The sequence below is a fragment of the Granulicella paludicola genome (assembly GCF_025685545.1).
Lineage (GTDB): Bacteria > Acidobacteriota > Terriglobia > Terriglobales > Acidobacteriaceae > Granulicella > Granulicella paludicola.
Genome location: NZ_JAGSYC010000018.1, coordinates 21,612 through 46,907, shown reverse-complemented (window position 1 = coordinate 46,907; position 25,296 = coordinate 21,612). Strand labels below are relative to the sequence as shown.

General features: G+C 59.1%; 19 protein-coding genes, 1 tRNA gene and 2 pseudogenes. 16 read left to right on the top strand and 6 right to left on the bottom strand.

The window, feature by feature from the left end:
- Nucleotides 1–32: 32 nt before the first annotated feature.
- From rpoZ to OHL14_RS01980, 3 genes are all read left to right on the top strand, one after another.
- Complete coding sequence (rpoZ, locus tag OHL14_RS01990; protein WP_263377628.1) at nucleotides 33–248, top strand: DNA-directed RNA polymerase subunit omega; 216 nt, start codon at nucleotides 33–35, stop codon at nucleotides 246–248.
- Between the two features lie 26 nt (nucleotides 249–274).
- Entirely contained in the window at nucleotides 275–1,297 is a 1,023-nt protein-coding gene (locus OHL14_RS01985) for a uracil-DNA glycosylase (RefSeq protein WP_317890387.1), read from the top strand.
- Nucleotides 1,298–1,354: 57 nt separating this feature from the next.
- A tRNA-Ala gene (locus OHL14_RS01980) sits at nucleotides 1,355–1,430 on the top strand.
- Between the two features lie 112 nt (nucleotides 1,431–1,542).
- On the opposite strand, the gene xylB is transcribed toward OHL14_RS01980, so the two are convergent.
- Nucleotides 1,543–3,036 (bottom strand): xylulokinase, encoded by a 1,494-nt coding sequence (gene xylB / locus OHL14_RS01975; protein WP_263377627.1) that lies wholly within the window; start codon nucleotides 3,034–3,036, stop codon nucleotides 1,543–1,545.
- A gap of 123 nt (nucleotides 3,037–3,159) precedes the next feature.
- Between xylB and OHL14_RS01970 the strand changes: the two genes are divergently transcribed.
- From OHL14_RS01970 to OHL14_RS01960, 3 genes are all read left to right on the top strand, one after another.
- Nucleotides 3,160–3,615 (top strand): VOC family protein, encoded by a 456-nt coding sequence (locus tag OHL14_RS01970; RefSeq protein ID WP_263377626.1) that lies wholly within the window; start codon nucleotides 3,160–3,162, stop codon nucleotides 3,613–3,615.
- 123 nt (nucleotides 3,616–3,738) lie between these two features.
- Nucleotides 3,739–4,572 (top strand): amidohydrolase family protein, encoded by an 834-nt coding sequence (locus OHL14_RS01965; protein ID WP_263377625.1) that lies wholly within the window; start codon nucleotides 3,739–3,741, stop codon nucleotides 4,570–4,572.
- Between the two features lie 95 nt (nucleotides 4,573–4,667).
- Nucleotides 4,668–5,006 carry an L-rhamnose mutarotase gene (locus OHL14_RS01960; RefSeq protein ID WP_263377624.1) on the top strand — a complete coding sequence of 113 codons (339 nt, stop codon included), beginning with the start codon at nucleotides 4,668–4,670 and terminating at the stop codon, nucleotides 5,004–5,006.
- A gap of 268 nt (nucleotides 5,007–5,274) precedes the next feature.
- On the opposite strand, the gene OHL14_RS01955 is transcribed toward OHL14_RS01960, so the two are convergent.
- From OHL14_RS01955 to OHL14_RS01940, 4 genes are read right to left on the bottom strand one after another with little or no spacing between them, the layout of a single operon-like run.
- Complete coding sequence (locus OHL14_RS01955) at nucleotides 5,275–5,910, bottom strand: LutC/YkgG family protein (RefSeq protein ID WP_263377623.1); 636 nt, start codon at nucleotides 5,908–5,910, stop codon at nucleotides 5,275–5,277.
- Nucleotides 5,907–7,361, bottom strand: coding sequence for a LutB/LldF family L-lactate oxidation iron-sulfur protein (locus tag OHL14_RS01950; RefSeq protein ID WP_263377622.1), 1,455 nt, complete (start codon nucleotides 7,359–7,361; stop codon nucleotides 5,907–5,909). The genes OHL14_RS01955 and OHL14_RS01950 overlap by 4 nt, the downstream gene beginning before the upstream one ends.
- Nucleotides 7,362–7,401: 40 nt before the next feature.
- Nucleotides 7,402–8,244 carry a (Fe-S)-binding protein gene (locus tag OHL14_RS01945; protein WP_263377738.1) on the bottom strand — a complete coding sequence of 281 codons (843 nt, stop codon included), beginning with the start codon at nucleotides 8,242–8,244 and terminating at the stop codon, nucleotides 7,402–7,404.
- 45 nt (nucleotides 8,245–8,289) lie between these two features.
- On the bottom strand, nucleotides 8,290–9,453 hold the full coding sequence (locus OHL14_RS01940) for an L-rhamnose/proton symporter RhaT (protein ID WP_263377621.1): 1,164 nt from the start codon (nucleotides 9,451–9,453) through the stop codon (nucleotides 8,290–8,292).
- Nucleotides 9,454–9,723: 270 nt separating this feature from the next.
- On the opposite strand from OHL14_RS01940, the gene OHL14_RS01935 reads away from it, so the two are divergent.
- The 9 genes and pseudogenes from OHL14_RS01935 to OHL14_RS20125 all read left to right on the top strand — a co-directional run.
- Nucleotides 9,724–10,929: a TIM barrel protein gene (locus OHL14_RS01935; protein ID WP_263377620.1), complete on the top strand. Its 1,206-nt coding sequence runs from the start codon at nucleotides 9,724–9,726 to the stop codon at nucleotides 10,927–10,929.
- Nucleotides 10,930–11,018: 89 nt separating this feature from the next.
- Nucleotides 11,019–12,245 carry a substrate-binding domain-containing protein gene (locus OHL14_RS01930; RefSeq protein WP_263377619.1) on the top strand — a complete coding sequence of 409 codons (1,227 nt, stop codon included), beginning with the start codon at nucleotides 11,019–11,021 and terminating at the stop codon, nucleotides 12,243–12,245.
- 333 nt (nucleotides 12,246–12,578) lie between these two features.
- Entirely contained in the window at nucleotides 12,579–14,786 is a 2,208-nt protein-coding gene (locus OHL14_RS01925; protein WP_263377618.1) for a bifunctional rhamnulose-1-phosphate aldolase/short-chain dehydrogenase, read from the top strand.
- A 106-nt stretch (nucleotides 14,787–14,892) separates the two neighbouring features.
- A complete protein-coding gene (locus OHL14_RS01920) occupies nucleotides 14,893–16,314 on the top strand; it encodes a rhamnulokinase (RefSeq protein WP_263377617.1) in 1,422 nt (473 codons plus the stop codon).
- A gap of 66 nt (nucleotides 16,315–16,380) precedes the next feature.
- On the top strand, nucleotides 16,381–18,354 hold the full coding sequence (locus tag OHL14_RS01915; RefSeq protein ID WP_263377616.1) for a glycoside hydrolase family 35 protein: 1,974 nt from the start codon (nucleotides 16,381–16,383) through the stop codon (nucleotides 18,352–18,354).
- Nucleotides 18,355–18,363: 9 nt separating this feature from the next.
- Nucleotides 18,364–21,201 (top strand): glycosyl hydrolase, encoded by a 2,838-nt coding sequence (locus OHL14_RS01910; protein WP_263377615.1) that lies wholly within the window; start codon nucleotides 18,364–18,366, stop codon nucleotides 21,199–21,201.
- On the top strand, nucleotides 21,202–22,641 hold the full coding sequence (locus OHL14_RS01905) for a glycoside hydrolase family 28 protein (RefSeq protein ID WP_263377614.1): 1,440 nt from the start codon (nucleotides 21,202–21,204) through the stop codon (nucleotides 22,639–22,641).
- 798 nt (nucleotides 22,642–23,439) lie between these two features.
- A complete protein-coding gene (locus OHL14_RS01900) occupies nucleotides 23,440–23,829 on the top strand; it encodes a transposase (protein WP_396270708.1) in 390 nt (129 codons plus the stop codon).
- Nucleotides 23,729–23,983, top strand: a pseudogene (locus OHL14_RS20125) (IS3 family transposase); the annotation flags it as partial. The gene OHL14_RS01900 and the pseudogene OHL14_RS20125, both read left to right, overlap by 101 nt.
- Nucleotides 23,984–24,100: 117 nt before the next feature.
- Here the strand turns inward: OHL14_RS20125 and OHL14_RS01895 are convergent.
- A pseudogene (locus OHL14_RS01895) lies at nucleotides 24,101–24,226 on the bottom strand (IS110 family transposase); the annotation flags it as partial.
- A 213-nt stretch (nucleotides 24,227–24,439) separates the two neighbouring features.
- On the opposite strand from OHL14_RS01895, the gene OHL14_RS01890 reads away from it, so the two are divergent.
- Entirely contained in the window at nucleotides 24,440–25,267 is an 828-nt protein-coding gene (locus OHL14_RS01890) for a hypothetical protein (RefSeq protein WP_263377613.1), read from the top strand.
- Nucleotides 25,268–25,296: the final 29 nt, after the last annotated feature.

Sequence of the window (25,296 nt, the reverse complement as noted above, 5' to 3'; positions counted from 1 at the left end):
TACCATACCTCCATAACCCCGGAGGTGCCTATATGTCCCTGAACGAGCACGATTCTCTGCTTTTGCAGAACAAGTACTCTCTCGTGAAGGGCGCTGCTCGTCGCGCCCGGCAACTGCAATCGGGAGCGCCATCACTGGGCGTCTCCAATTCCTTAAAGGCCTGCCGCGTGGCGACCGATGAGGTGCGTGCTGGCAAGGTGACGTACACGGTTGGCGCGTACAAGCCGCTGCCTGGTTCTGCTGCGTAGCAACGCGTCGCCAGTTAGACTGGTACATGATGAGCGTTCCTCCTGAGCAGCAGCTGCGCGCCTATGTCGACTACCTGCGCGACATGGGTATCTACGATCTGTATCGCCGCGACGACCCTTCGGTGCCGCTGCCAGAGTCGTTACGAGCGGCATTGACTGCCGCCAAGTCGGCAACGAGCGTGCAAAATGTTGTGGTGCCAGCTCGAGCCCAGGCTGGCGCGCCGGTTCGAGGTGCGGCAACCGTTTCGCCGCGTGCGTCTGCTCCGCCGGCAGCTGCTTCTGTGCGTGCTTCAGCATCGGCGTTTGCGCCGCCCGCAGTTCCTACTCCTGCTACAGCTCCGACGAACTACTTTCCTTCGGACGATGCGCCACCCCCTATGTCTGTGGAGATGTCTGCCCCTATGCCGAAGCCGAAGTCGTTCGATGCGCTGGTGCCTGTGCCCTCGCTGGTTTTACCTGCCGCCGAACGGTCGGCTGCTATGGAGAAGGTTCGTGCCGAAATCGGAGATTGCACCCGCTGTCCCCTGGCATATGGGGGTCGGCACAAGATTGTGTTTGGCGATGGTGACCTGAGCGCTCGGCTGATGTTTGTGGGTGAAGGCCCGGGAGCGGACGAGGATGAGAGCGGTCTGCCGTTTGTTGGCAAGGCAGGACAACTACTGAACAATATGATCGGCGCGATGGGGTTGCCGCGCGAACAGGTCTATATCGCGAACATCGTGAAGTGCAGACCGCCCGCGAACCGCACGCCGGAGTATGTTGAGGCGACGACTTGTTCCCAGTTCCTCATTCAGCAGATCGATGTGGTGAAGCCACAGGTGATTGTGGCGCTGGGAGCGACGGCGGCAACGTATCTGCTCGGGGTGAAGCAGTCGTTGGCGTCACTTCGCGGAAGCTGGCACGAGGCACGCGGAGCGAAGGTGGCAGTGACCTATCACCCTGCGTTCTTGCTGCGCGATCCGCGGCAGAAGGGCGAGGCGTGGAAGGACCTGCAGCGGGTGATGGGAGAACTGGGGCTGCAGGGAGCGAGACCGAAACCGACGGCTTAGAGCGGGCTTGGTATCTGCCGGGGTGTCCTGCTAGACTGTTTTTGTCACCCAGACAGTGGGGCTGTAGCTCAGCTGGGAGAGCGCCTCGTTCGCAACGAGGAGGTCAGCGGTTCGATCCCGCTCAGCTCCACCAATCATCTCGACGTTCGGTATTTTTGGGGCCTGTGCGGTGGACGCACTTGTCGAAGCAATCCTTCCATTGGCATCCCAGCGCGAACTGTTGCTTATTGCATAAGCGGCATCTGTCATGCTGTCCCGTAGAAGTCCCGCAGGCGCTGATTATAGGTGCGGCGTGCCTCATGGTAGGCGGCCAGCCTGCCGGGATCGGGTAGCACTGTCTTGGTGGTGTCGAGTTTCACACAAAGGTCCGCGATCTCGCTGAGTGTGTCTGCATGACCGAGCGACGTACGATGCAGGTACAACGCCTGCATTGCCGCGCCGAGGCACCCGGCTTCCTGCTCCATCGGCACTTCAATCGTTGAGCCCGAGGCGTCTGCAAGTAGTTGTCTCCACGCAGCGGAGCGGGCGCCACCGCCGATGAGTCGGATGCGATCGCTTTGTTTGCCTTCGAGGATCATCTCCAATCCGTTCAAAATTCCAAAACTCACGCCTTCTACCGCTGCACGGATAAGGTGATCCGGTGTGAAGTTGCTGGTGGCGATCCCTGTAAGTGTTCCGCGAGCCATTGGAAGATCGGGTGTGCGTTCCCCGTTGAGGAAGGGCAACAACGTGAGGCCGTCGCAGCCGGGCTCGGTTGCTGCGAGTGCGGCGTCGATGTCACGAACTGTGCGGTCGAGCAGGGACACGGTCTGGGTAACGACGTTCGTCGCGTTCATGGTGCAGACCAGCGGTAGCCATCCACCTGAAGACGAGCAGAAGGGAGCGACGCAGCCTGTGACGTCTTGCGAAGGTGAGTCGCGGAAGGAATAGACCGTCGCTGAGGTGCCAAGACTGATCGTGACGATACCCTCGCGCACATTGCCGGTGCCGATCGCTCCCATCATGTTGTCGCCGCCACCGGCGGAGACGAGGCAGTCGGCTGGCAGGCCAAACTCCTGTGCGACGCTGGCAAGGATTGTCCCTGCAGGCTCGTTTGCCTGCACGAGAGCGGGCAGGGCGCTGAAGAGCTGTCCTGTGCCGCTGTCGATGAGGTCGAGCACCTCGCGTGACCACTCATGCGAGCGGACATCGAAGAATGCGGTGCCGGAGGCATCGCCTGCCTCAGCACACAGTTGGCCGGTGAGCCAGAAGTTCAGGTACTCGTGCGGCAGCAGGATGTGGCGGATGCGTGCGAAGTTCTCCGGCTCATTCTGCTGCAGCCACAGTAGCTTGGATACGGTGTAGCCGGTGAGTGGGATGATCCCGATGCGCTGAAGGCAGGCCGCGTTGCCGCCGAGGCGGGCGATGATCTCGGCGTTCTGTGGTGCGGTCTCGGTATCGTTCCAGAGTTTGGCTGGGCGGATGACCTGCAGGTGCTCGTCGAGCACGACGAGTCCGTGCTGCTGACCGGAGACGCCGATGGCGCGGACGGTGGATGTATCGATACCAGCGAGTGCCTGCTTGAGCGCTGTGCGAAGGGCTTCGACCCACCAGGATGGGTCTTGCTCACGAGCTCCGTTTGAGCGTTCGATGAGAGCGTGGGCAGCATAGCCCGAACCAACAGCGTTGCCGTGGTCATCCATAAGCAAAGCTTTGGTGCCTTGCGTGCCGCAGTCTATGCCGATGTACAAGTCCCGCATACAAAATCCTTCTTCCCGGCGAAGGCGCGGGAGTCCTTGAAATGTGACCTACTCATCTTCTCAGAACAGTCGGGTACGCAGAGGCTTACCGTGAATAAGTGTGTCGCTGCTATGATGCCAGCCATGAACAAACTTACGCCGTTCCTCTGGTTCAACGACAACGCTGGAGAGGCTGCCGAGTTTTACCTCAACGTCTTTCCTCATGCGCGCAAGATTGATGAAGTGCGCTCCAAAGGCGTGGGACCATGGCCCGAGGGCAAAGTCGCTACGGTCACCATCGAGCTGGAAGGTCAGGAGATGGTCTTTCTTAACGGAGGTCCGTCCTATGCGCTCAATCCAGCGTTCTCGTACTTTATCCGATGCGACTCGCAGGAAGAGATTGATAGCTACTGGGACAAGTTGATCGAAGGCGGAAAGCCTATGGCTTGCGGCTGGCTGACGGATCGCTTCGGATTGTGCTGGCAGATCGTGCCCCGCAACATCGGTGCGCTGATCAAGCATCCCAAGGCTATGGCAGCGATGATGAAGATGGTGAAGATGGACTTGCCTGCACTGGAAGCTGCCGCGCGCGAAGACTGAGGCTTTGCGATGCGCTCTGCTTTGTCTCGCGGCCTCAGGCGCTCTGCTAAGCTTTTGGTAGCCGCGGTGCTCTTTTGATGCCGCGATGAATTCGCAGCGTGTCTAAGCTGACCAGGGATTTTAGTGCGCATCGATGCTCACCACCACGTATGGCATTACTCTGCTGATGAGTATGGATGGATCGACGAGTCCATGCTTGTGCTGCGGCGCGACTATCTCCCAGCTGAACTGACCGCTCACTGCGAGGCTGCGCGGGTGAACGGCACCGTTATGGTGCAGGCGCGGCAGACGATCGAAGAGACAGAGTGGTTGTTGGAGCTGGCGGACCAAGATCCTTTACTGCGCGGTGTGGTCGGTTGGGCTGACATAGCAGACGATGACTTTGCGGCAACGCTGGAGAAGCTCAGCACGCGCCGCTTGCTGAAAGGTCTGCGACATGTGGTGCAGGCTGAGCCGGAGGGATTTCTCGATGCCGTGGATTTCAACCGGGGGATTGCTGGGCTGAAAGGCACGGATCTGGTTTACGACATCCTCATTCGATCGCAGCAGTTGCAAGAAGCGACGCGCTTTGTGGATCGGCATCCGGAGCAGAGTTTCGTGCTGGATCATATTGCCAAGCCTGCCATTGCGACGGGGGATTCAGCTTCCTGGGAGAAAGAGATTCGCGAACTGGCGCGGCGACCGAATGTGAGCTGCAAGCTTTCAGGGATGGTAACGGAGGCTGATTGGAAGTTGTGGACTTCGGATTCGCTGAAGCCGTACTTCGACGTGGTGCTGGAGACGTTCGGGCCGGAGCGGCTGATGGTCGGTAGCGACTGGCCGGTGTTGAATGTGGCTAGCAGCTATGAGCAGTGGTGGAAGACGATCGATGGCTGGCTGGCTCCGCTGTCTGCGGACGAGCGCGCGGCGATCGAAGGTGATACGGCGAAGCGAGTTTACAGGCTAGACATCGAATAGTTTGTTGGACGATCGATGTCCGCTTGTCGTATTTTCAAGGTGCAATTCATTTCCTATCGAATATTGCCCTGGTACAGAAAGAAAGCAGGTGTCCGTTGCAGCGTTATGCCCAGATCATCCGTCTTCGTGCTGAAGATGAAGCCGAATACATTCGTTATCACGCCGAAGTCTGGCCTACGGTTTTGAAGAGGATTGAGGATTGCAACATTCGCAATTACTCGATCTTTCTGCGCGATCATGTGTTGTTTGCTTACTTCGAATATCACGGTACAGACTATGAAGCGGACATGAAGCTGATGGCTGCGGATGCTGAGACGCAGCGGTGGTGGAAGATCATGGATCCGATGCAGCAGCCGATGGAGAATGCTGGCGCTGGAGAGAAATGGAGCGCTTTGAAAGAGGTGTTTCACTTCGATGGGCCGTCGGTAGGGTGACCCCCTCCCCCCCCCCCGCCTTGAAGTCTCAAAGTCTTCATTCGGTGTTGGTTAAGTCTGGACTTTGATACCCCTTTAGAACGCGAAGGCCGCCATGGCCTGAGGGCCGGGCGGCTGTTTTTCTTTGCGCTGTCTCTAGTATACCAAGCTGAATCTGGTAAACATCCAAATTTCTTTCGTGCGAAAAGCCTCATGGTTGTTGGGGATTTCGAAGTTGGTGAGTCGAGAGGGGCTTGACAGGAATTTGCTGTAAGCCCCTTCCGTGCGTTTAGCCGTAGAGGATGACGCTGAGGCGGCGGGGGCCGTGGACGCCGCGGATGCGGGTCATCTCGATGTCCGAGGTGGCGGAGGGGCCGGAGATGGTGGTGATGGCGTAGCGACTGCGGGCGTCGATCGCGGCGACGGCTTCGGGCCAGAGTTCGAAGACCTGGCTGCGGGCGACGATGCAGATGTGGTGGTCGGGGAGCAGCGTGATGGCGCGGCGGCCCTGTGCGCCTTCGTGCACGAGGATGATGGTTCCGGTTGCGGAGACAGCGGCTTCGCAGGTGGTGACGACGGTGGCGAGGCCGTCGAGTTGCTGCGTGGTTAGCTGGGTATCTCGAACGACGTCGATGCCTGAGGGCAGCCAGGCGGCGGGGAAGGCTTCGGCGACGAGCACCTGTTGCTCGCTGGCGCGCTGCAGGGCCTCGGCGACGGCAGAGGCGATTTCAGACTCATGTGTGACTTCGACGATGTCGGAGTCGTAGTCGAGCAGGCGGTCTTTCAGAAGGTGCAGCGAGGCTTCGTGGTCGAGCTTGCCTTTGCGATCGTAGGAGCGGGGAATTTCCTCGTAGCTCGGGCCGACTGGAGCGTCTTTGAGGGCCGAGCGGATGCGGCCGAGGATTTCTTCGCGTGCGTTGCTCATGCTTCACCGCCGGGCTTGCTGGTTTCGCGGGACTTCCACCAGTCGCGGAAGCTCTGCTTAGGGATGGGCTTGAGGTCGCGGAACTTCGTCCATGCGCCTGCCATGCCGGGAAGGTTGGTGAGCTGGCCGTTCCTTTCGAAGAGGCCCTGGCCGATCTGCACAAGCTTCTGCGCGGCCTCATAGCGGCTTTCGCTCTTGAAGGCCATGGCTGCGCCCTGCATGGCGAGGTTTTCGACGCCGAGCTTGCCGCTGAGCGTGGCCTGATCTTCGCGGACGACGCGACCGCGGAGGTGGATGAGGATCTCGGGGATGTTGATTTTAACCGGGCAGACTTCGTAGCAGGCGCCGCAGAGCGTGGAGGCGTAGGGCAGCGAACGCGAGTGCTCCAGCGACTGGAGTTGTGGCGAGAGGATGGCGCCGATGGGGCCGGAGTAGATGCTGCCGTAGGCGTGGCCGCCGGTTTCGCGATAGACGGGGCAGGCATTGAGACAGGCGCCGCAGCGGATGCAGGCGAGGGTCTCGCGCTCCATCTCGTCGTGCAGGAGTTTGGTGCGGCCGTTGTCGAGCAGAATGACGTGGAAGGCCTTGGGGCCGTCTCCTTCATGAACGCCGCACCATAGGGAGTTGTAGGGGTTCATGCGCTCGCCGGTGGCGGAGCGGGGAAGCAGTTGCAGGAAGACGTCGAGGTCTTCGAAGCGAGGGATGACCTTTTCGACGCCGATGAGCGAGATGAGCACGTCGGGCATGGTGAGACACATGCGGCCGTTGCCTTCGCTTTCGACGACGCAGACGCCGCCGGTTTCAGCGATGGCGAAGTTCGCTCCGCTGATGCCGATTTTGACGTTGAGGAAGCGTTCGCGAAGATAGGTGCGGGCTGCGCCGGTGAGCTCTTCGGGCTGCTCGGTGAGATCGGGCAGATCCATCGTCTCGCGGAAGATGTCGCGGACCTCGAAGCGGTTTCGATGCAGTGCGGGGACGACGATGTGCGAGGGTTCGTCGTTGCCCATCTGCACGATCATGTCGGCGAGGTCGGTTTCGTAGGGTGTGATGCCGGCGTGTTCGAGCGCAGGATTGAGCTGGATCTCGTCGGAGGTCATGGTCTTGACCTTGATGACTTCCGTGCCGTTGTACTGGCGGATCAGGTCGAGCGCAATGCTGTTGGCTTCGTCTGCGTCGCGGGCCCAGTGGACCTTGCCGCCTGCGAGTTCGCAGTTGCGTTCGAACTCGATGAGGTAGGTGTCGAGATTCTTGAGGGTGTGCGCCTTGATGGCGCTGGCGGCATCGCGGAGGAGTTGCCAGTCGGGCATCTCTTCGACACGCAGGGCGCGCTTGTTGCGAATGACGTTTGTTGCGTGGTGAACGTTCTTGCGGAGCTGGTCGTTCTTCAGCGCGATCTTAGCTGCGGAAGGGAACTCGGCGGCGGTGGAGGTCTTGCCGACGCGGACGCTCATCGTGTGGCTCCGGCTGTGTCGAGAGAGGTTTGATGGGCTTTCATTCGGCCTTTCCCTCCGGGGCTAAAGCCCCCAATTCATTGCGCTCTGAATGTACGGGCTGAAGCCCATACCCTTCAATGCCAGAACCTACGCCTTTCGACGTTGGTTTATGCGGAGGATTGCTGGTAGCTGCAAGGATTTCGGCGATGTGCAGGGTGCGGACTGGCGAGCCGGAGCGATGCAAACCGCCGTAGATCTGCATGAGGCAGCTATTGTCGAGTGCGGTGACGACCTCGGCTTTGGTTTCGATGATGCAGCTCTGCTTTTCGGTGAGCATGGCGACGGAGACGTCGGCGTTCTTGACGGCGAAGGTCCCACCGAAGCCGCAGCACTGCTCGCGGTTAGGAAGCTCGATGAGATCGAGGCCGCGGACCTGGCGGAGGAGCTTGATGGGGGCGTCGTAGATGTGCAGCATACGCAGCGAATGGCAGGAGGGGTGATACGTGACGCTGTGCGCGAACTCTGCGCCGACGTCTTCGATGCCGAGGCGATCGACGAGGAGTTCGCTGAACTCGAAGATGCGCGGAAGAAGGCTGCGAACTTCGGAGAGGAAGGCGGGGTCGTTTTCGGCTTCGGCCATCATGACGTAGTGTTCGCGCATCATGGCGACACAGCTTGCCGAGGGGACACAGACGGCTTCGGCATCGCGGAACATTTCGACGAAGCGGCGGACGAGCGGCACGGCTTCGCGGTGGTAGCCGGTGTTGTAGTGCATCTGGCCGCAGCAGGTTTGCTGCAGAGGAAACTCCACGGTATGGCCCAGCCGCTCCAGCACCTGCGTGACGGCGATGCCAGTCTGCGGGAACAGTGTGTCGTTATAGCAAGCTACAAAAAGTGAGATCTTCAGGACTGCTCTCCGGCTGGGGAATCGTCAGGCTTTTTAAGCCTACATCCCCTTGACTTTAAGATAGCTGCCCAAGCCGACGACGACGGACGACGTGACGAGCAGGATGAGGCCGCAGGCGACGAGGACGCGGGTGCGCTTGCTGGTGCCGCGCCACTCCTTTAGCGCGATGCCCCAGAGGTTGGCGAAGAGGATGATGCTCGCCATGTGGAGCGTCCAGCTGGCGAAGTTGTATTTGCCCATGCGCGTTTCGCCCATGGAGTAGAAGAAGAACTGGAAGTACCAGATGACGCCGGCCATGGCGGCGAAGATGTAGTTGCGGAGAAGGACGCTGCCGCTGATGCGACCGAGATAGTCGCGCGGGTCGAAGTCGACGAGCGTGTCGCCGGTGACGGGCGCGGTGCCCATGGGGTTGACGCCGGGGGCCCCGGCAAATTGGCCGAGGGAGCGGTTGCGGACGATGAGCACGGCCGACCAGATGAAGTTGGTAACGAAGCCTCCCCAGAGTACGACGATGAGCACTGGGAGGTTCGACCAGAGGTCGGTGATGTGTGCAGCCTCAAGGTGCTTGCGGGTGATGTCGTGGATGGGCTGGCCGGCGCGCAAGCCGAAGGCGAAGAAGGAGCTCATGATGCCGGCGAAGACGGCGACGGCGAGGCCCTTGCCGAAGGAGAAGTCGCGCTCCCCGGTTTCGGCTTTCTCTTCTTCGGTGACTTCGCGTTCCTTGGAGGCACCAGCGGCTCCGCTGACGGCGATGGCGAGCAGCGTGATGAGTACGCCGAGGACGGTGACCTGGCCGGAGCGCTCGTGGAGGATGGCCATCATCTGGTGGTCGTAGATGGGCGGGATGAGTGTGCCGAAGGCGGTGCAGAAGCCGAGGGCGATGGCGTATCCGAGACCGAGGCCGAGGTAGCGGATGGCGAGGCCGAAGGTGAGGCCGCCGACTCCCCAGAGGATGCCCATGATGATGGGCCACATGAGGCTGGCGTCGCCGGAGCGGTGCGCTTCACCGAGGATGGTGAAGACGTGCGGAACGAAGATACTGGCGATCAGGGTGGGGGTGATGAGCCAGGCGGCGACGCCCTGGATGATCCAATAGACCTCCCACGACCAGCGCTTGATACCGCGGAAGGGGATGAAGTTGCTGGCGGAGGCGAGGCCTCCGAGCCAGTGATAGATGACGCCGATAAACGGATTGGGTCCCACGTCGGTCCTCGACTCTAAGGAGAAATCTTGTGCCGTCGCGCGGAGTTCAAAGGAGCGTGAAGGTCGGTGTGAGCGGCGACATCATCCTACCTTATTGAATTAAGCGTTGGGAAATAATGTGTCTATTGGACGAGAGTCGTCTATGCAGATCGCAGGTAGAGTCATTTCCGGTGGATAAAGGTACTTGCGCGTGATTGTTTCAATACATAGTATAAGTCCTCTATGAAATTTCGCGGTTTCTGCCGCATCGGTTCGAGGTCCTAAGGGTATATGTCCAGCAACTCCATCTCCAGTGCAGCGCAGTCCCGCATCCACCAGGCGCTTGATGCCTTTTCGATTGAGATTCCCTCGTGGGGTTTCTCGAATACGGGCACGCGGTTCGGCAAGTTTTTGCAGCCAGCAGCGGCCACGAATATCGAAGAGAAGTTTGCCGATGGCGGGGAGGTGAATCGGCTGACGGGTGCTACGCCGACGCTGGCGCTGCATGTGCTTTGGGACCTGCCGAATGGCGTGGCCGATGTGGCGAAGATTCAAGAGCTGGCGAAGACGCACAACATCCGTCCGGGGTCCATCAATCCGAATGTGTTTCAGGAGCCTGAGTACAAGTTTGGCTCGATCTGTAACCCGAGTGCCGAGGTGCGGCAGAAGGCTACGCAGCACCTGATTGATTCGGTAGAGATTGGCAAGGCGCTGGGCTCGGCCGAGGTTTCGCTGTGGATCTCCGATGGCTCGAATTATCCGGGGACCCAGAGTATGTCTCGCCGCATTGGGTGGGGCAAGGAGGCGCTGGCGGCGGCGCACGCCAAGCTGGCTCCGGGGCAGACGATGCTGGTGGAGTACAAGCCGTTTGAGCCTGCTTTTTATCACACGGATTTCGGCGACTGGGGCATGGCGCTTGAGTTTGCGCGTAGTGCTGGACCGCAGGCGAAGGTGTTGGTTGATACGGGACATCACTATCAGGGAACGAACATCGAGCAGATTGTGGCCTGGCTGATCGAGCTGAATGCGCTGGGTGGTTTCCACTTCAACGATCGCAAGTATGCGGACGACGATCTGACACTTGGGTCGATTGATCCGTATCAGATCTTCCGTATCTTCCACGAGATTCATGCGGCGCAGGCGAACAAGCAGGGCTTTACGGCACCGGCTTACATGATCGACCAGAGCCATAACCTGAAGGGCAAGATGGAAGCGATGGTGCAGACGGTGGTCACGGCGCAGGAGCTGTATGCGCGTGCTGCGCTGATCGATCAGGCTGAGCTGGCCTCGCTACAGGACAGCTGCCAACTGATCGCTGCGGAGGAGTTGTTCCGCGGCGCGTTCTGGACGGATGTTCGTCCGGTGGTGCAGGAATGGCGCTCGGAGCGCGGACTGCCGGCAGATCCTCTCGCCGAGCTGTATAAGAGCGGCTATGTGGAGCGGATTGCTGCGGAGCGTGGCGCGAAGAATGCAGTCGGGCAGAGCTCTTACGCCTAAGGTAGGTCCGTGGTGGTATGCTTCCGGGAGCGAGAATCCATTAGGGAAACTCTCGCGTTCCAGGAGCACACTTCGCAAAAGGGTGAAAGATGCCAGCAAAAGTGAAGGCAAGACGCCTCTACCTGATTCCCGTTCTTACCAAGGCGCTCGATATTCTCGAGCTGTTGCAGACGGAAAACCAGCCGATGGTGCTGGAGACGATCCACAAGCGCACGAAGATCTCCAAGACGACGGTATATCGCATCCTGAAGACGCTGGTGCATCGCGGCTATGTGGGGCAGGGCGCGGACCGTCAGTATCGGCATATCGCGCGCCCACGCAAGCTTCGCTTTGGCTTTGGTGGACAGAGCGCGGAGATGCCGTTCTCTGAAGCGATGACGGCGAGCCTTCGTCAGGCTGCCGCGATCGTGGGCGTCGATCTCGTCGTGCTCGACAATCAATACGATGCGCAGGTCGCGATTGAGAACGCCGAGACCTTCATCCGTGAGCGCGTGGATGTGGTGATCGAGTTCCAGGTCGACGAGCATGTGGCACCGATCATTGCGGACAAGATTGCGGAGGCGGGGATTCCGCTGATCGCGGTCGATATTCCTCATCCTCGCGCGACCTTTATCGGAGTCGACAACTATCGCGCCGGTCTTGAAGCGGGCGGGCTGCTTGCCGACCATGCACTGAACTACTGGGACGGCAAGATGGATTGGATGATCGGCCTCGATATTGAAGAGGCAGGCCAGCTGGTGCAGAGCCGTATTACTGGAGCCTTCCAGTGTGTGAAGACGCGCCTGCCGAACATGCCTGTCGAATCGTTTGTGCGTATCGATGGGCGTGGCCTTCGCGAGAAGAGCTATAAGGTGATGCTCGACTTCCTCAATCGTCATCCGAAGGACAAGCACATTCTGGTCGCTGCCGCGAACGATACGAGTGCGATGGGCGCGATTGCTGCGGTGCGTGAGCTGGGCCGCGAGAAGCATGTGGTGGTGGTGGGGCAGGATTGCGTGGAGGAGATGCTGCAGGAGATGCAGCGTCCCAACAGCCCGGCCATTGGCTCGATTTCGCATGAAGTCCAGGTGTATGGTGCGAAGCTGATCGATCTTGGTCTTGCACTGCTGCGTGGCGAGACGGTGCCGCCGTACAACTATGTGGAGCACCGGGTGGTGACGCCGGATTTGGCAGGGCGGTTCCTCGAGGGCTCGCCGCAGAACGCGGCTTCGTCTACGGCGCCGGGTAGTTCGGGAGAGCCCAGCCCGCGGACGTTAGGGGCGGGGAAGAAGAAGACGGTAGTGAAGAAGTCCAGCACAAAGGTTCCGGCGCGTTAGCCGGGACCTTTGTCCGTTTGGGGAGGCCCCAATTTGTCCCATCAGGATCAGACAGTGTGGACCTCCGGGGCGAAAGCCCCTTCGTTTAGGAAGCTCCCTGATGTACGGGCTGAAGCCCGTACCCTTCAAAGCGGGCTGCCCTCTTTGAAACGGCTTCATCCTTCCTACGGGTTGTTCGGAGCCTGTTAGAGGCAAGGATGTTCACAGAGAGGTAAAGAATACCTCTATAGGAATAGTTGTTCTATTGGTAGAATGGATGGCGGTTCACAGTACGCTGCCGCAACGGTTGTCACTACAAGCGCGGACGAAAGCACAGGAAACAGACAAAGGCATATGACCACTGCAAATAAGCTCCACTTCCTTGAAGATCGCTGGGACGAGGCGGTTGCCTCCAAGCTCGATGCACCCGAACTTCTGCGCTACCGCTCCAACCTGCTGGGTTCCGACCTGCGCCTGACGAACTTCGGCGGCGGCAATACCAGCTCCAAGATCGACGAGGTCGATCCACTCGATGGCCAGACGAAAAAGATCCTGTGGGTGAAGGGTTCGGGCGGCGATCTCGGCAGCATCAAGCGCGCTGGCTTCGCGACGCTGTATCTCGACAAGGTGCTTGCGCTGACGAAGAGCTACAAGGGCGTTGCGCTCGAGGATGAGATCGTGGGCATGTACCCGCTGTGCACCTTCGGCAACAACCCGGTGGCTGCTTCAATCGATACGCCGCTGCATGGCTTCCTTCCTTTCCCGCACGTCGATCATCTTCATCCTGACTGGGGCATTGCGCTGGCTGCTTCTGCCAACGGCAAGGAGAAGATGGAGGAGTTCAACAAGCAGTTCGGCCACAAGATGGTGTGGGTGCCGTGGCAGCGTCCGGGCTTTGAGCTCGCGATGATGCTGCGCGACGCGGTGGCTGCTGTTCCTGGCTGCGACGGCGTGGTGCTCGGTGGCCATGGCCTGTTTACGTGGGGCGAGACGCAGCGTGAGAGCTACCTGAATACGATCACGATTATCGACCAGATCGGCCAGTTCCTGGCTTCGCATCGTGAGAAGAAGGGTGTGGCGTTTGGTGGTTCGAAGTACTCGAACCACGAGGAGCGTGCGGCGCTCGCAACGAAACTGATGCCGATCATTCGTGGTCGCGTGTCGTCGCCAAAGCTTCGCACAATCGGCACGTTTACGGATACGCCGGACGTGCTTGAGTTTGTGAATTCGCATTCCGCTAAGCAGCTGGCGCATCTCGGCACCAGCTGCCCGGACCACTTTATCCGTACGAAGATTCGTCCGCTGTTTGTGGAGTGGGATCCGTCGACCGATCCTTCGGTGCTGGAAGAGAAGTTCACCACGGCGTTGGAGACGTACCGTGCTGAGTACGCTGAGTACTATAAGGCGCATGCTCTGCCGGAGTCGCCGGCGATGCGCGATGCCAGCCCGACGGTGGTGCTGATCCCCGGAATTGGCATGTTCAGCTTCGGCAAGAACAAGACCGAGTCGCGGGTTACAAGTGAGTTTTACACGAACGCCATCCATGTGATGGAAGGCGCGGGCGGCATGGACGAAGGCAAGTGGCCACCGGTGCTGCCGCAGTCCGGCAATGCCGCACCGACCTCGGCGTTTACAGTGCATGAGAACTACGTGGCCCTGCCGCCGTCCGAGGCGTTCCGCATTGAGTACTGGGCGCTGGAAGAGGCGAAGATTCGTCGCCAGCCAGCGGAGAAGGAATTGTCGCGCGGCATCGTGCTGGTAGTCGGCGGCGCCAGCGGCATCGGTCGCGAGGTGGTGCTGCTTGCAGCTGAGCGCGGCGCTCACGTTGTTGTCGCTGATCTATCGCAGGAGGCGGCGCAGAAGGTTGCGGACGAGGCGAAGGCTATTGGCGGCAAGGAGTGCGCTGTGGCTACGTCGATCGACATTCGCAAGCGCGATGCGATCAAGGACGCTCTGAATGCAACGATCAAGGCTTTCGGCGGCATCGACATCCTGATCAACACGGCAGCGATGTTCCCATCGTCGCCGGATGGCGTCATAACCGATGCGCAGTGGGCGCTGACGCTTGAGGTGAATGTGACCTCGAACTACCTGCTGACGGATGAGGCTTCGGCGATCTTCAAGAAGCAGGGACTGCCGGGTAGCGTGGTGCTCACGAGCTCTGCAAATGCTGTGGTGCCGAAGCGTGGGACTGAAGCTTACGATGTGTCGAAGGCGGCGCTGTCTCACCTGGTGCGCGAGCTTGCGGTGACGTATGCGCCATTGCTGCGGGTCAATGGCATCTCGCCCGCGACGGTGGTGAAGGGATCGACGATGTTCCCGCGCGATCGTGTGAAGGCTTCGCTGACGAAGTACGACATTGCGTTCGAAGAGAGCATGAGCGATGACGAGCTTCGCAACCTTTTGGCGAAGTTCTATGCCAAGCGCACGCTGACGCATGTGCCGATCGATCCGAAGGACTGTGCCGAGGCGATCTTGTATCTTGCTGGACCGAAGGCTCCTGTGACCACGGGTCATTTGATCCCGGTAGACGGTGGCCTGACCGAAGCCTACCTGCGCTAAACCAATGGCACCGCCTTCCTATGAATGGAGGCGGTGCTTTTGTCTTTGCTTCCTGCGTACATTTTTGTTGAAACTCCGAAGGGAATCTGCGTCTCGAGCCCGCTCTATGTCAGACCGTATCCCCACCGATCTTCGCGCTCTTGTTGCCATCGATCTTGGTGCTGAAAGCTGCCGCGTCTCTCTACTTCGCTGGCTGGATGGCAAGCCGCACATTCAGTTAGTTCATCGCTGTCCGAATCACGCGGAAGAGCGTGCCACGGGTCTGCACTGGAACCTGCAGCATATTTTGTACGAGCTCGATCTCGGTCTGCGCGAGTGCGCCGGGATTGCGAAGGAAGGGATTCGCTCGATCGCTGTCGATGGCTGGGCGGTGGATTATGTGCGCCTCGATGAGCAGGGCCATGCTGTAGCGGAACCGTTCTGCTATCGCGATGAGCGCACGGTGGCTGCCGAGCCTGCGCTACATGCGGTACTACCTGCCGAGCGCATGCGTGAGTTGACTGGGATCCAGCTGCTGCGCATCAACACGGCGTATCAGCAGTATTCTGATTTACCCGCGTTCAAGGTGCGCCGCTGGCTGCAGTTGCCGGAGTACATACTTCACAGGCTTGGTGGTCTTGCTGTCGCAGAGCGCACAAACGCGACGCACTGCCAGATGGTTGGTCTCGACGGAGAATGGTCCTCAGAGATCTTTGCGGCGCTAGGGCAACCTGTTGAACTGGCCCCCGAGTTGGTGTCACCGGGAACGGATGTTGGCAAGCTTTCGGGTCCGCTTACGGAACTAGCCGCTTTCAGCAACACGCGACTCATCGCGCCTTGCTGTCATGACACTGCCTCTGCGATTGCTGCAGTGCCGGACAGTGGCGACGACTGGGCTTACATCAGCTCGGGCACGTGGTCGTTGGTGGGGACGCTGTTGAATGAACCCATCAACACGGCGGAGGCGCGCGCTGAGAACTTTACCAATCTTGGTGGGGCCGACGACACGATCTGCTTTCATAAGAATGTGAATGGCATGTGGCTCGTTCGCCAGTGCCTTGAGACATGGGCAGAGCAGGGAGTTGAGCTGAACATCGCTGATCTGGTGAAGGCGGCGGCTGCGTTACCAGTTCCGCCGTATCTTCTGGAGGTCGACGAACCTGATCTTTTGCTACCTGGACATATGCCGGAGCGCATCAATGCGCAGCTGTCGCGTCGAGGTTTGCCTCTGCTCGACACAACGCCTGCTTGTGCGGCGGAGATGGCTTCGTTCCTCTTCCATTCGCTCGCGGCGCGCTATGCCGAAGTGCTGGCAAAGGTCGCCAGCATCACGGGCAAGAAGCTACGCAAGCTGTACATCATGGGCGGAGGAAGTCAGAACCAGCTGCTGAATGAGTTGACGGCGAGGGCGACCGGGCTTGAGGTGATTCGGGCGGGTACGGAGTGTTCGACGCTGGGCAACTTTGCGGTGCAGCTGGCAACGCTTGAGGCTACGCAGGGAGCGCGACCTTCGGCGGCGTGGGCCAGCGTGCTGAACCAAGCGCTTTAGGCCGCGGAGTTTCCCGAAATAGTTTGTCTATTGACACCGGTTGTTCGGTCTCCTTACAGTTCGGACGTGCCTATCTCTATGTCCTCCGCTTCTTCGCTGGTGAATTCGTTTTTTCGCGCCGTGCTTGTCGTGCTGTGCGGCTGCTGTGCGCTGCCTGCCGTGGCGCAGCAGAGACCGGCGCATCGTTTCGTAGTCGACGACGACCACTTCGCGCTCGATGGCAAGCCCTTCCAGATCATCGCCGGTGAGATTCATTACGAGCGTATCCCTCGCGAGTACTGGCGTGCGCGCATGGAGATGGCGAAGGCGATGGGCCTGAATACGCTTGCGACGTATGTTTTCTGGAACATGCATGAACCGAAGCCGGGAGTTTACGACTTCACGGGCAACAACGATCTCGTGGCGTTTCTGAAGCTCGCGCAGGAAGAGCATCTCTACGTGCTGATGCGAGCCGGTCCGTATTCCTGCGCGGAGTGGGAGTTCGGTGGCTTTCCCGCTTGGCTGCTGAAGGATCCGAAGATGTCGACGGCGCTGCGGACGACGGACCCTGCTTTCATGGTGCCTGCAGCACGCTGGATCAAGCGTTTGGGCAAAGAGATCGCGCCACTGCAGATTGAGAATGGCGGCCCGATCATCGCTACGCAGATTGAAAACGAGTATGGCAACTTCTCCAATGATCATGCGTACATGGCGCAGATGCGGGATGTCTTCGTTGAAGCTGGTTTTACGAAGTCGTTGCTGTACACCGTTGATCCTTCGAAGGCGCTGGCGAACGGCGAGATCCCGGGTATCTACTCCGGCGTGAACTTTGGTACGGGTAATGCGGAGCACGGTCTTGGATTGCTCGAAGCGCAGCGCCCCGGCCAGCCGCTTTTCTCGACCGAGTACTGGCCCGGCTGGTTCGATCTGTGGGGACATCCGCATGAAACACGGCCGCTGGCGCCGCAGCTCGGCGATCTGAACTACATCCTTAGCCACAATGCCTCGGTGAACATCTACATGTTCCACGGCGGCACGAGCTTCGGCATGATGGCGGGAGCGAGCCAGAGCACCGGCAACTATCGTGGCAATGTGACAAGCTACGATTACGATGCGCCGCTCGATGAAGCAGGGCATCCGACGCCGAAGTTCTTTGCGTATCGAAACACCATCCTGAAGTACACGCATCAGCCTGCCATGCCTGTGCCTGCGGTGGCCCCGGTCATTTCGATTCCGCCGTTCGCACTCACCGCATCGACCTCGCTGTGGGATCATCTGCCGAAGCCTATTGTCTCCGAGCAACCGTTGACGATGGAGCAGGTCGATCAGGCGTATGGCTATATTCTTTACCGCAGACAGATGCCGGTTGCACTGCATGGAGCCAAGCTGCATCTGGATCATTTATATGACTTCGCGGTGGTCTACCTGAATGGGAAGCAGATCGGCACACTCGATCGCCACTACAAGCAGGAAGACATCACTCTCAACAGCGACGGGCCAGCACAGCTGGACATCCTTGTTGAGAACACGGGCCGTTTGAACTCAACGAAGTATATGCGCGATGAGCGCAAGGGGATGCGTGCGGCGACGCTCGATAGCGCCCCGCTCACCGGCTGGCAGATTTACTCCCTTCCGATGGAATCAACGCCCGAAAAGCTTGTTGCGGTGACGATCGATACGCTGCACAATCCGCACTTCTCAGCTGGACAGTTCACGCTTAAAGAAACGGGCGATACCTTCCTCGATGTTCGCGGGCTGGGGAAAGGCCTTATCTGGATCAATGGCCACGCGCTGGGCCGCTTCTGGAACATCGGTCCGCAGGGCACGTTGTATGTGCCAGCACCGTGGTTGAAGAAGGGTCGCAATGAGGTCACGATCTTTGAGCTGCTGAGCTCAGACGCCGCGCCGAAGCTTGCAGGCCTTACAACGCCTATCCTCGACGCACCCACGCCAGCTTATGCAAGCGATCCCGAACGCAGGAAGAAGGCCGCAGCCGATGCAGAGTTCGGCCCCAAACTCGCCACGCCTGCAAGCGCAGGCCCCACTTATCCGAAGGAGTAGTTGACTGCCATGACTCTTCGCACACGCGCACCGTTATTACTTACTCTCTCGATGCTGGCGGCCGGAGCTATGCCTATTGCCGCACAGGCTACGCAGGCTAAGACGAATTCTGCTTCCATCGATGCTTTGCGCGAGAGCTTTCTCCATCCTCCGGATGAAGCGAAGCCGATGGTGCGCTGGTGGTGGTTTGGGCCCGCTGTGGTGAAGCCTGAGATCCAGCGTGAACTGCAGCAGATGAAGGCTGACGGTATCGGCGGTGCGGAGCTGGCATTCGTCTACCCTATCGTGCTGGATGATCCTGCGAAGGGGCTGAAGAACCTGCCGTTTCTCTCGCCAGAGATGCTGGATGCTGTGCGCTATGCGCAGAGCGAAGGGCGCAAGCTCGGCCTGCGGATCGATGTGACGCTGTGCACCGGCTGGCCCTATGGTGGCAACAACACACCGCTTTCGGAGGCGGCAGGTCGGCTGCGCACGCTTGAAGTTCCCGTGCCTGCGAACGCGACGTCGGTGAAGGTTCCGACGCTTGCGGAGGGCGAATCCTTCCTTTCTGCTGCTATCGCGAATGCAAGGGCCGTTCCTGCGCAATCAGAGGCGCGTGGCCGCGATGCGGCGCCGAAGCCGGTGGATTGGGACGCTGCTTCAGCGCAGCCGCTGTCGACCGGGTCGGGCAGCGTCGCACCATCTTCTGTCGCGCGTGTAGCGTTGTTCTTTGTTGCGGGACACACGAAGCAGCAGGTCAAGCGCGCCTCCGTGGATGCGGATGGTTACGTGCTCGATCCCTTCTCGCATCAGGCTGTGGCCACACACCTGAAGAAGGTGGGCGAGCCGTTGCTTGGTGCGTTCGGATCGACGCCACCGTATGCGATTTTTTCCGATTCGTTGGAGGCCTATGGAGCGGACTGGACGCCAGCACTGCCTGCAGAGTTCAAGAAGCGGCGTGGCTACGATCTGCTGCCGCATATGGCTGAGCTGGTTGCAGGCGGGAGTCCGGTAGCCGATAAAGTTCGGCATGATTGGGGTGTAACGCTGACGGAGCTGGTCAACGAGAACTACCTTGTGCAGATCAATGACTGGGCGAAGGCGCATCACACGAAGTTCCGGTCTCAGACCTATGGCGAACCAGCTGTGAGTCTTTCGTCCGAGAACCTCGTGGGTCTGGCAGAAGGTGAAGGTCCTCAGTGGCGGGCGTTTTCCACGCTGCGCTGGGCCGCATCTGCGAATCATGTCTTCGATCACAACGTCACGTCGGGCGAGAGCTTTACCTGGCTGCATTCGCCGGTGTTCCGAGCGACGCCACTGGATATGAAGGCCGAGGCGGACATCGACTTCATTACGGGTGAGAATCTGCTGGTGTTCCATGGCTGGCCCTACTCCCCGCCAGATCATGAGGTGCCTGAGCCGGGTTGGTCGTTGTATGCGGCTGCTGTCTTCAACGACCATAATCCGTGGCATCCGGTGATGCCAGAGGTCACGCGGTACATCGCGCGCTTGAGCTGGCTGCTGCGCCAGGGTAAGCCAGCGAACCAGGTGGCGATTCTGCTGCCGACTGACGATGCGTGGGCGAGCTTTTATCCGAGCAAGGTCAGCGTGACGGCGGCGATGCAGAAGCTCATCACGCCTGCGCTGATGTCGTCGATCCTTTCGGCTGGTTACAATCCTGACTTCATCGATGCCGAAGCGCTCGACAAGGTCGGCTTTGGTACGCATCAGGTGCTGGTGATCCCTCCCACTGACCGTATCCCTGTGGCGACACTGCGCAAGATCGAGGCCTTTGTTGCGAAGGGTGGCAAGGTGATTGCGGTGGAGAAGCTGCCGTCGCTGGATGCTGAAGGGGAACCTCTAGCCAATGTAGCCCAGCAAACCAAGTTCATTGCGCTTATTCCTGGAACCGATCAGCTGGGGCAGGCTCTGCACAATGCCGTCGCTCCTGATCTGCAGCTGCTCCCCAATGAACAGCTATCTTCGTCGGCACTCGCGAACCTCGGCTTCATTCGTCGCAAGCTTGCAAGTGCGGACGTTTACTTCGTTGCGAACACCTCGAATGAACCGATGCAGCTGCGTGCGACGTTCGCGACGACCCACGCGTTCGGAGAGGTCATCGATCCTGATTCTGGCAGAGGTACGGAGACCGCACGCGCAGTCAACGGTCGCGCTGAAGCGGACATTCAGCTAGCACCATATGAGTCGCGTGTTCTTCTCTTCACGGATGCGAAAGGGAGCAGCACCGCAGGGGCAACGTCTTACAAGTCCATCGCGGACCTGACCTCAGACTGGCACTTGACTTTCACGGGGACGGAGAAATCCGTTGCCGAGCACACACTGACGGACTGGACTGGGGATGCGGACACGCTGCATTACTCCGGTGAAGTCGTGTACGCAAAGGATGTAACGCTTGGGGGGTTATCGCACTCGCCGGTCTACCTTGAGGTTGAAGGAGGAACGCCACTGCCTGGCTCACCGAACTCACCAGCGGAGCACGCTGCGTTGGGAGCGGACGGCCTGCCGAATCCGCTCGTCACGCGGCCAGGTCCTGGTACGCACGCGTTCTTCGATGCACCCATTCGCGAGGCGGCTTTGGTGACGATTAACGGAAGGCCTGCGGGAGCTCTGTGGCATCCACCCTATCGCCTCGACGTGACGAAGTTGCTGAAGCCCGGCGTGAATCATGTGGAGATTCGTGTCTATAACACTGCGCTCAATGCGTGGTCTGCGCTGCCGCCACATGATTACAAACCGCTCATCGCGAAGTATGGAGACCGCTTCCAGATGCAGGAACTCGATAAAGTGAAACCAATTTCCTCGGGTATTCTCGGCACGATCCACCTCGTCACACAGGACGGTCAATAGATGAAGTACACGCTTTTCGCACTCACTCTTTTTGCCACGACCGCAGCCTATGCAGCGCCCAAGGTGTACTCAGTTGCGGACTACGGCGCGAAGGCCGACGGCACCACGCTCAACACCGCAGCGATCCAGAAGGCGATCGATGCAGCGGCTGCGCATGGGGGTACCGTTGCGTTTCCAGACGGCACCTACCTTACGGGTTCAGTCTTCGTGAAATCAGGCGTTACATTGCGCATCGACAAAGGCGTAACGTTGCTTGGCTCGCAGGACATCAAGGACTATCCCGAACTGCCTACGCGTGTCGCGGGTATTGAGATGGTGTGGCCTGCTGCACTGGTGAACGTCTATAAACAGACGAACGCGAGCATTACGGGCGAAGGGACCATTGACGGGGATGGCAAGGTCTTCTGGGACAGCTACTGGGCGCTGCGTAAGATCGATGAGCCTAAGGGGCTTCGCTGGGCTTCGGATTATGATGCAAAGCGGCCGCGCCTCATTCAGATCTTCGACTCGTCGAACGTGCATCTCGGCAATGGTAAGCAGAGCAGCCTTAACCTGCATCGCTCGGGCTTCTGGACAGTCGATATCTGCTACTCGCATGACATCGTCGTCGACGGCGTGACCATTGTGAACAACATCGGTGGTCGTGGCCCCTCGACCGATGGCATCGACATCGACAGTTCGAAACACATCGAGGTGATGCACGCGGACATCTCTGTAAACGACGATGCGTTGTGCCTGAAGGCAGGGCGCGACGCGGATGGCCTGCGCGTCAACCGACCGACGGAGGATGTCGTGCTGCATGACAACATCGTGCGCGATGGCGCTGCCGGGGTCACCTTTGGCAGCGAGACCTCCGGCGGCTTCCGCAACATTGAGGCGTACAACATCACGACGATGGGGCATGTGCCTGTGGGCATTCTGTTCAAGTCGGCGCATACGCGTGGTGGCTATGCAGAGAACATTCGTCTGCACGACTTCAGCATTACGGATGCGCGCAGCGTCCTGACGATCACGATGAACTGGAACCCGAGTTATAGCTACGCGAAGATTCCCGACGGCCTGACGAACTATCCCGAGTACTATAAGACGCTGACTACCGTGGTGCCTCCGGCGATGGGGATCGCGCATGTTCACGATGTGCATATCTGGAACATCAAGGCGCGCAATGCTAAGGCAGCTTTTACTGTGGACGCGTATCCGAATGCTCCGGTCTATGACGTAACGCTCGATCATCTCGACTTCGAAGCGCAGACGGCGGGGCACATCGATGACGCGAAGAATTGGACGTTCTCGGATGCGTCGATCAAGACAGTAGATGGCAGTGTGGTCGAGGTTTCGAACACGCAGAATGTAAAAGGCATTGAAACCCGCGAGGCACCGCCAAACCAGCAGAAGCCTGATCCTGCGAAGCTGACCTCAGCGCAGCAGGACAAGTCCTGAGTCGGGCGTACAGCGGCTACCCAAGGGGGCGCGGGAGACGCTATAATCGCAGCACTGAGCGGGAGTAGTTCAGTGGCAGAACGTCAGCTTCCCAACGCGCCCAAGTCCCGCATTTTCAGCAACTTGAAATCACTCAACCCCACTCAAAAATAGCACAAGTCGGTATCCGTGTGGGGTTACTTGTGGGGTTGTTTTTAACCCCACATCCATCCCCACAACTAAGGACCTGCTCCCGACTGTACGATCTAACCACGGTCGAGTTCGATGAAGAAGGCGAAGAGTGGTTCGGCTACACCTTTGGCGGTTCCGACGAAGAACCTGCCTCCGTAGTGGCGTCCTTAACCGGTAATGTCCAGTACGTCGAATGGCTTTGTGGGCAGACTGCGTCTCTGAAGAGCCTCAGTCTCAGGCTAAAATTCGAGCGCCTTTTTTTGCTTGATACCGGAAGCCTGTAGCACAGCTATCACTGACGACCAAGCCTCTTTGATTGGCGAGATCGTTCGCCTTAGGAACCGCTATGCCCACGGAAAGTATGGTGAGGCCGCTCCGTCAACCTTTCGGTTGCAGACGCTTTCCACCAAGATAGCGACCCTCCTCTGCCATTACGAGTTTGTGGCTGACGGTCGAACTGAACTTGCGATTGAGGCCGCAGGTCATGGAAGCCTGTACCTTCGCGAGGTCTTGGCACGTACGGACGTGCCCGTACGGACATGACGAAGCTGATCGGCCTCGGTATTTTTGAACCAAAGCAAGTGTAGTCTTCGGCCCAAACCTGACCTGAGAGGGTGGAGGCTTTGGATGGAGAAGAAGAAGCGTTTTTCTTTGGAGCAGATCGTCGATGTGTTGAGGCAGGCGGAGGTGGGCGTTCTTGTGGCTGAGGTGATCCGTAAGGCAGGGGTCAGCGAGCAGACGTTCTATCGCTGGAAGGCGAAGTACGCCGGGCTGGAGGTCGATCAGGTTCGTCAGAAGGCACAGCTACAAGAGGAGAACATGCGCTTGAAGCGGTTGGTGGCTGACCTAACACTGGACAAGACGATGTCGCAGGATGTGCTCTCAAAAAATGGTGAAGCCTTCACGGCGTGGACCGATGGTCGATCGGTTCATGAGCAGCTATGGGGCGAGCAAGCGCTATGCCTGCCGTCTTCTGCGCGTGACGCGTGGGACATATCGCTACCGGAGCTGCCTTGATCCACGGACTGAATTGCGGATGCGTATCCGCGAGATCGCTCAGGCAAGAGTGCGCTATGGATACCGCAAGATCCGCGTGCTGTTGAACCGCGAAGGCTGGGATGTTGGCAAGTATCTGGTGTACCGGCTGTGCAAGGATGAAGGTCTGATGCTGAAGCGGATGAAGCCCGCGGGCAGGCGTAAGGCTGCTCGTCTGCGGTGTCAGATTCGCTTCCGCGTTCTCGAGGATGTCGTCCATGTCGGCCATGGCGGCCTTGAGCTTCGCTGGCGTCTGAGCGAATACCATTCCTCGTTCAAGCAGGAATGCCCTCAACTGGTTGATGACGGCTGTGCGCCGCGAGATCAGTCGGTCGCGCACGCAGTGTATCGCCTGGAGGTCCAGCTGATCATCCGTCTTTCGGCAACTACGCCACGAACCTTCCGACGCTGCCATATCTCGGCCTTCTGCTCCGCAGAAAGACCGTACCGTCTCCCTTGTCTCATCAACACCACCTCCAAATCAGATAGTGTTGCATCGACCCGTTGAGACCGCCGGCGTTTCACGGAAATTGTTTGTCTCACAGACTGCCGCCGGAGTATCCTCTAGCCGCGAGCATCTCGGAGTTCAACTATGGTGTCGAAGATTGTCTTAGCATTAGCCCTCGCCGTCAGTTTTCCAATCGGAGCGCTTGCCCAAGCAGCGCAGTTCTACTGCACGCCCCCTGGTTTTCCTGGCGGGGTGTCCCTAGGAACTAGCCGCATCGGAATTGGTACGCCCTACACACTTACGGCGGTCATCAAGTCAGGCATGGTGTCTGCCAACGGCGCTAAAACTGACGGCGGTGTCACGACTTCATCTCAGGCACGAGACAGCCAAGGCCGCACACGCCTCGACGACCCGGTTGGCTGCAGTCAGGCGGGTGGCCAGCCGCGCTGGGTGGGCTCTGTCCTCGTCAATGATCCTGTCGCCAATACCTTCACTTCGTGGCGAGTGGGTTACATCTTGCCTGCGCTTGTGGCGTACGTAAAGATTGGATCGATCAAGCAAGATGATCCATCTACAGCACAACAGGAATTGAATCGGATGCGGATCGTGAGCCAAGCCTCTGACCAAGACCCGGAAGCTGAGATCCATATCCATCGCAAAGTAGAAGATTTAGGCAAGCGCACCATCGTAGGGCTTGAGGCAAGCGGCATGCGAATCACTACGACCTTTCCGGCGGGCGCTCTAAACAACAGTTCCGCAGCAGGATTGCAAATCAATCAGCGGCCCTACACGGAGGTGGAGGAAAGATGGACATCCGACGAGTACCGAATGATTTTGCTGGATATCATCAATAATGAAGCTCTGGGGACGAGCAGCTATGAAGTGACCAACTTCACGCGCGGCGATCCCGACCCGTCGCTGTTCCAACCACCCCCGAACTTCGAAATTAAAGGATCCAACGTAACCCAATAACTTATCGCTTGTCCGCTTAAGAGCTTTTA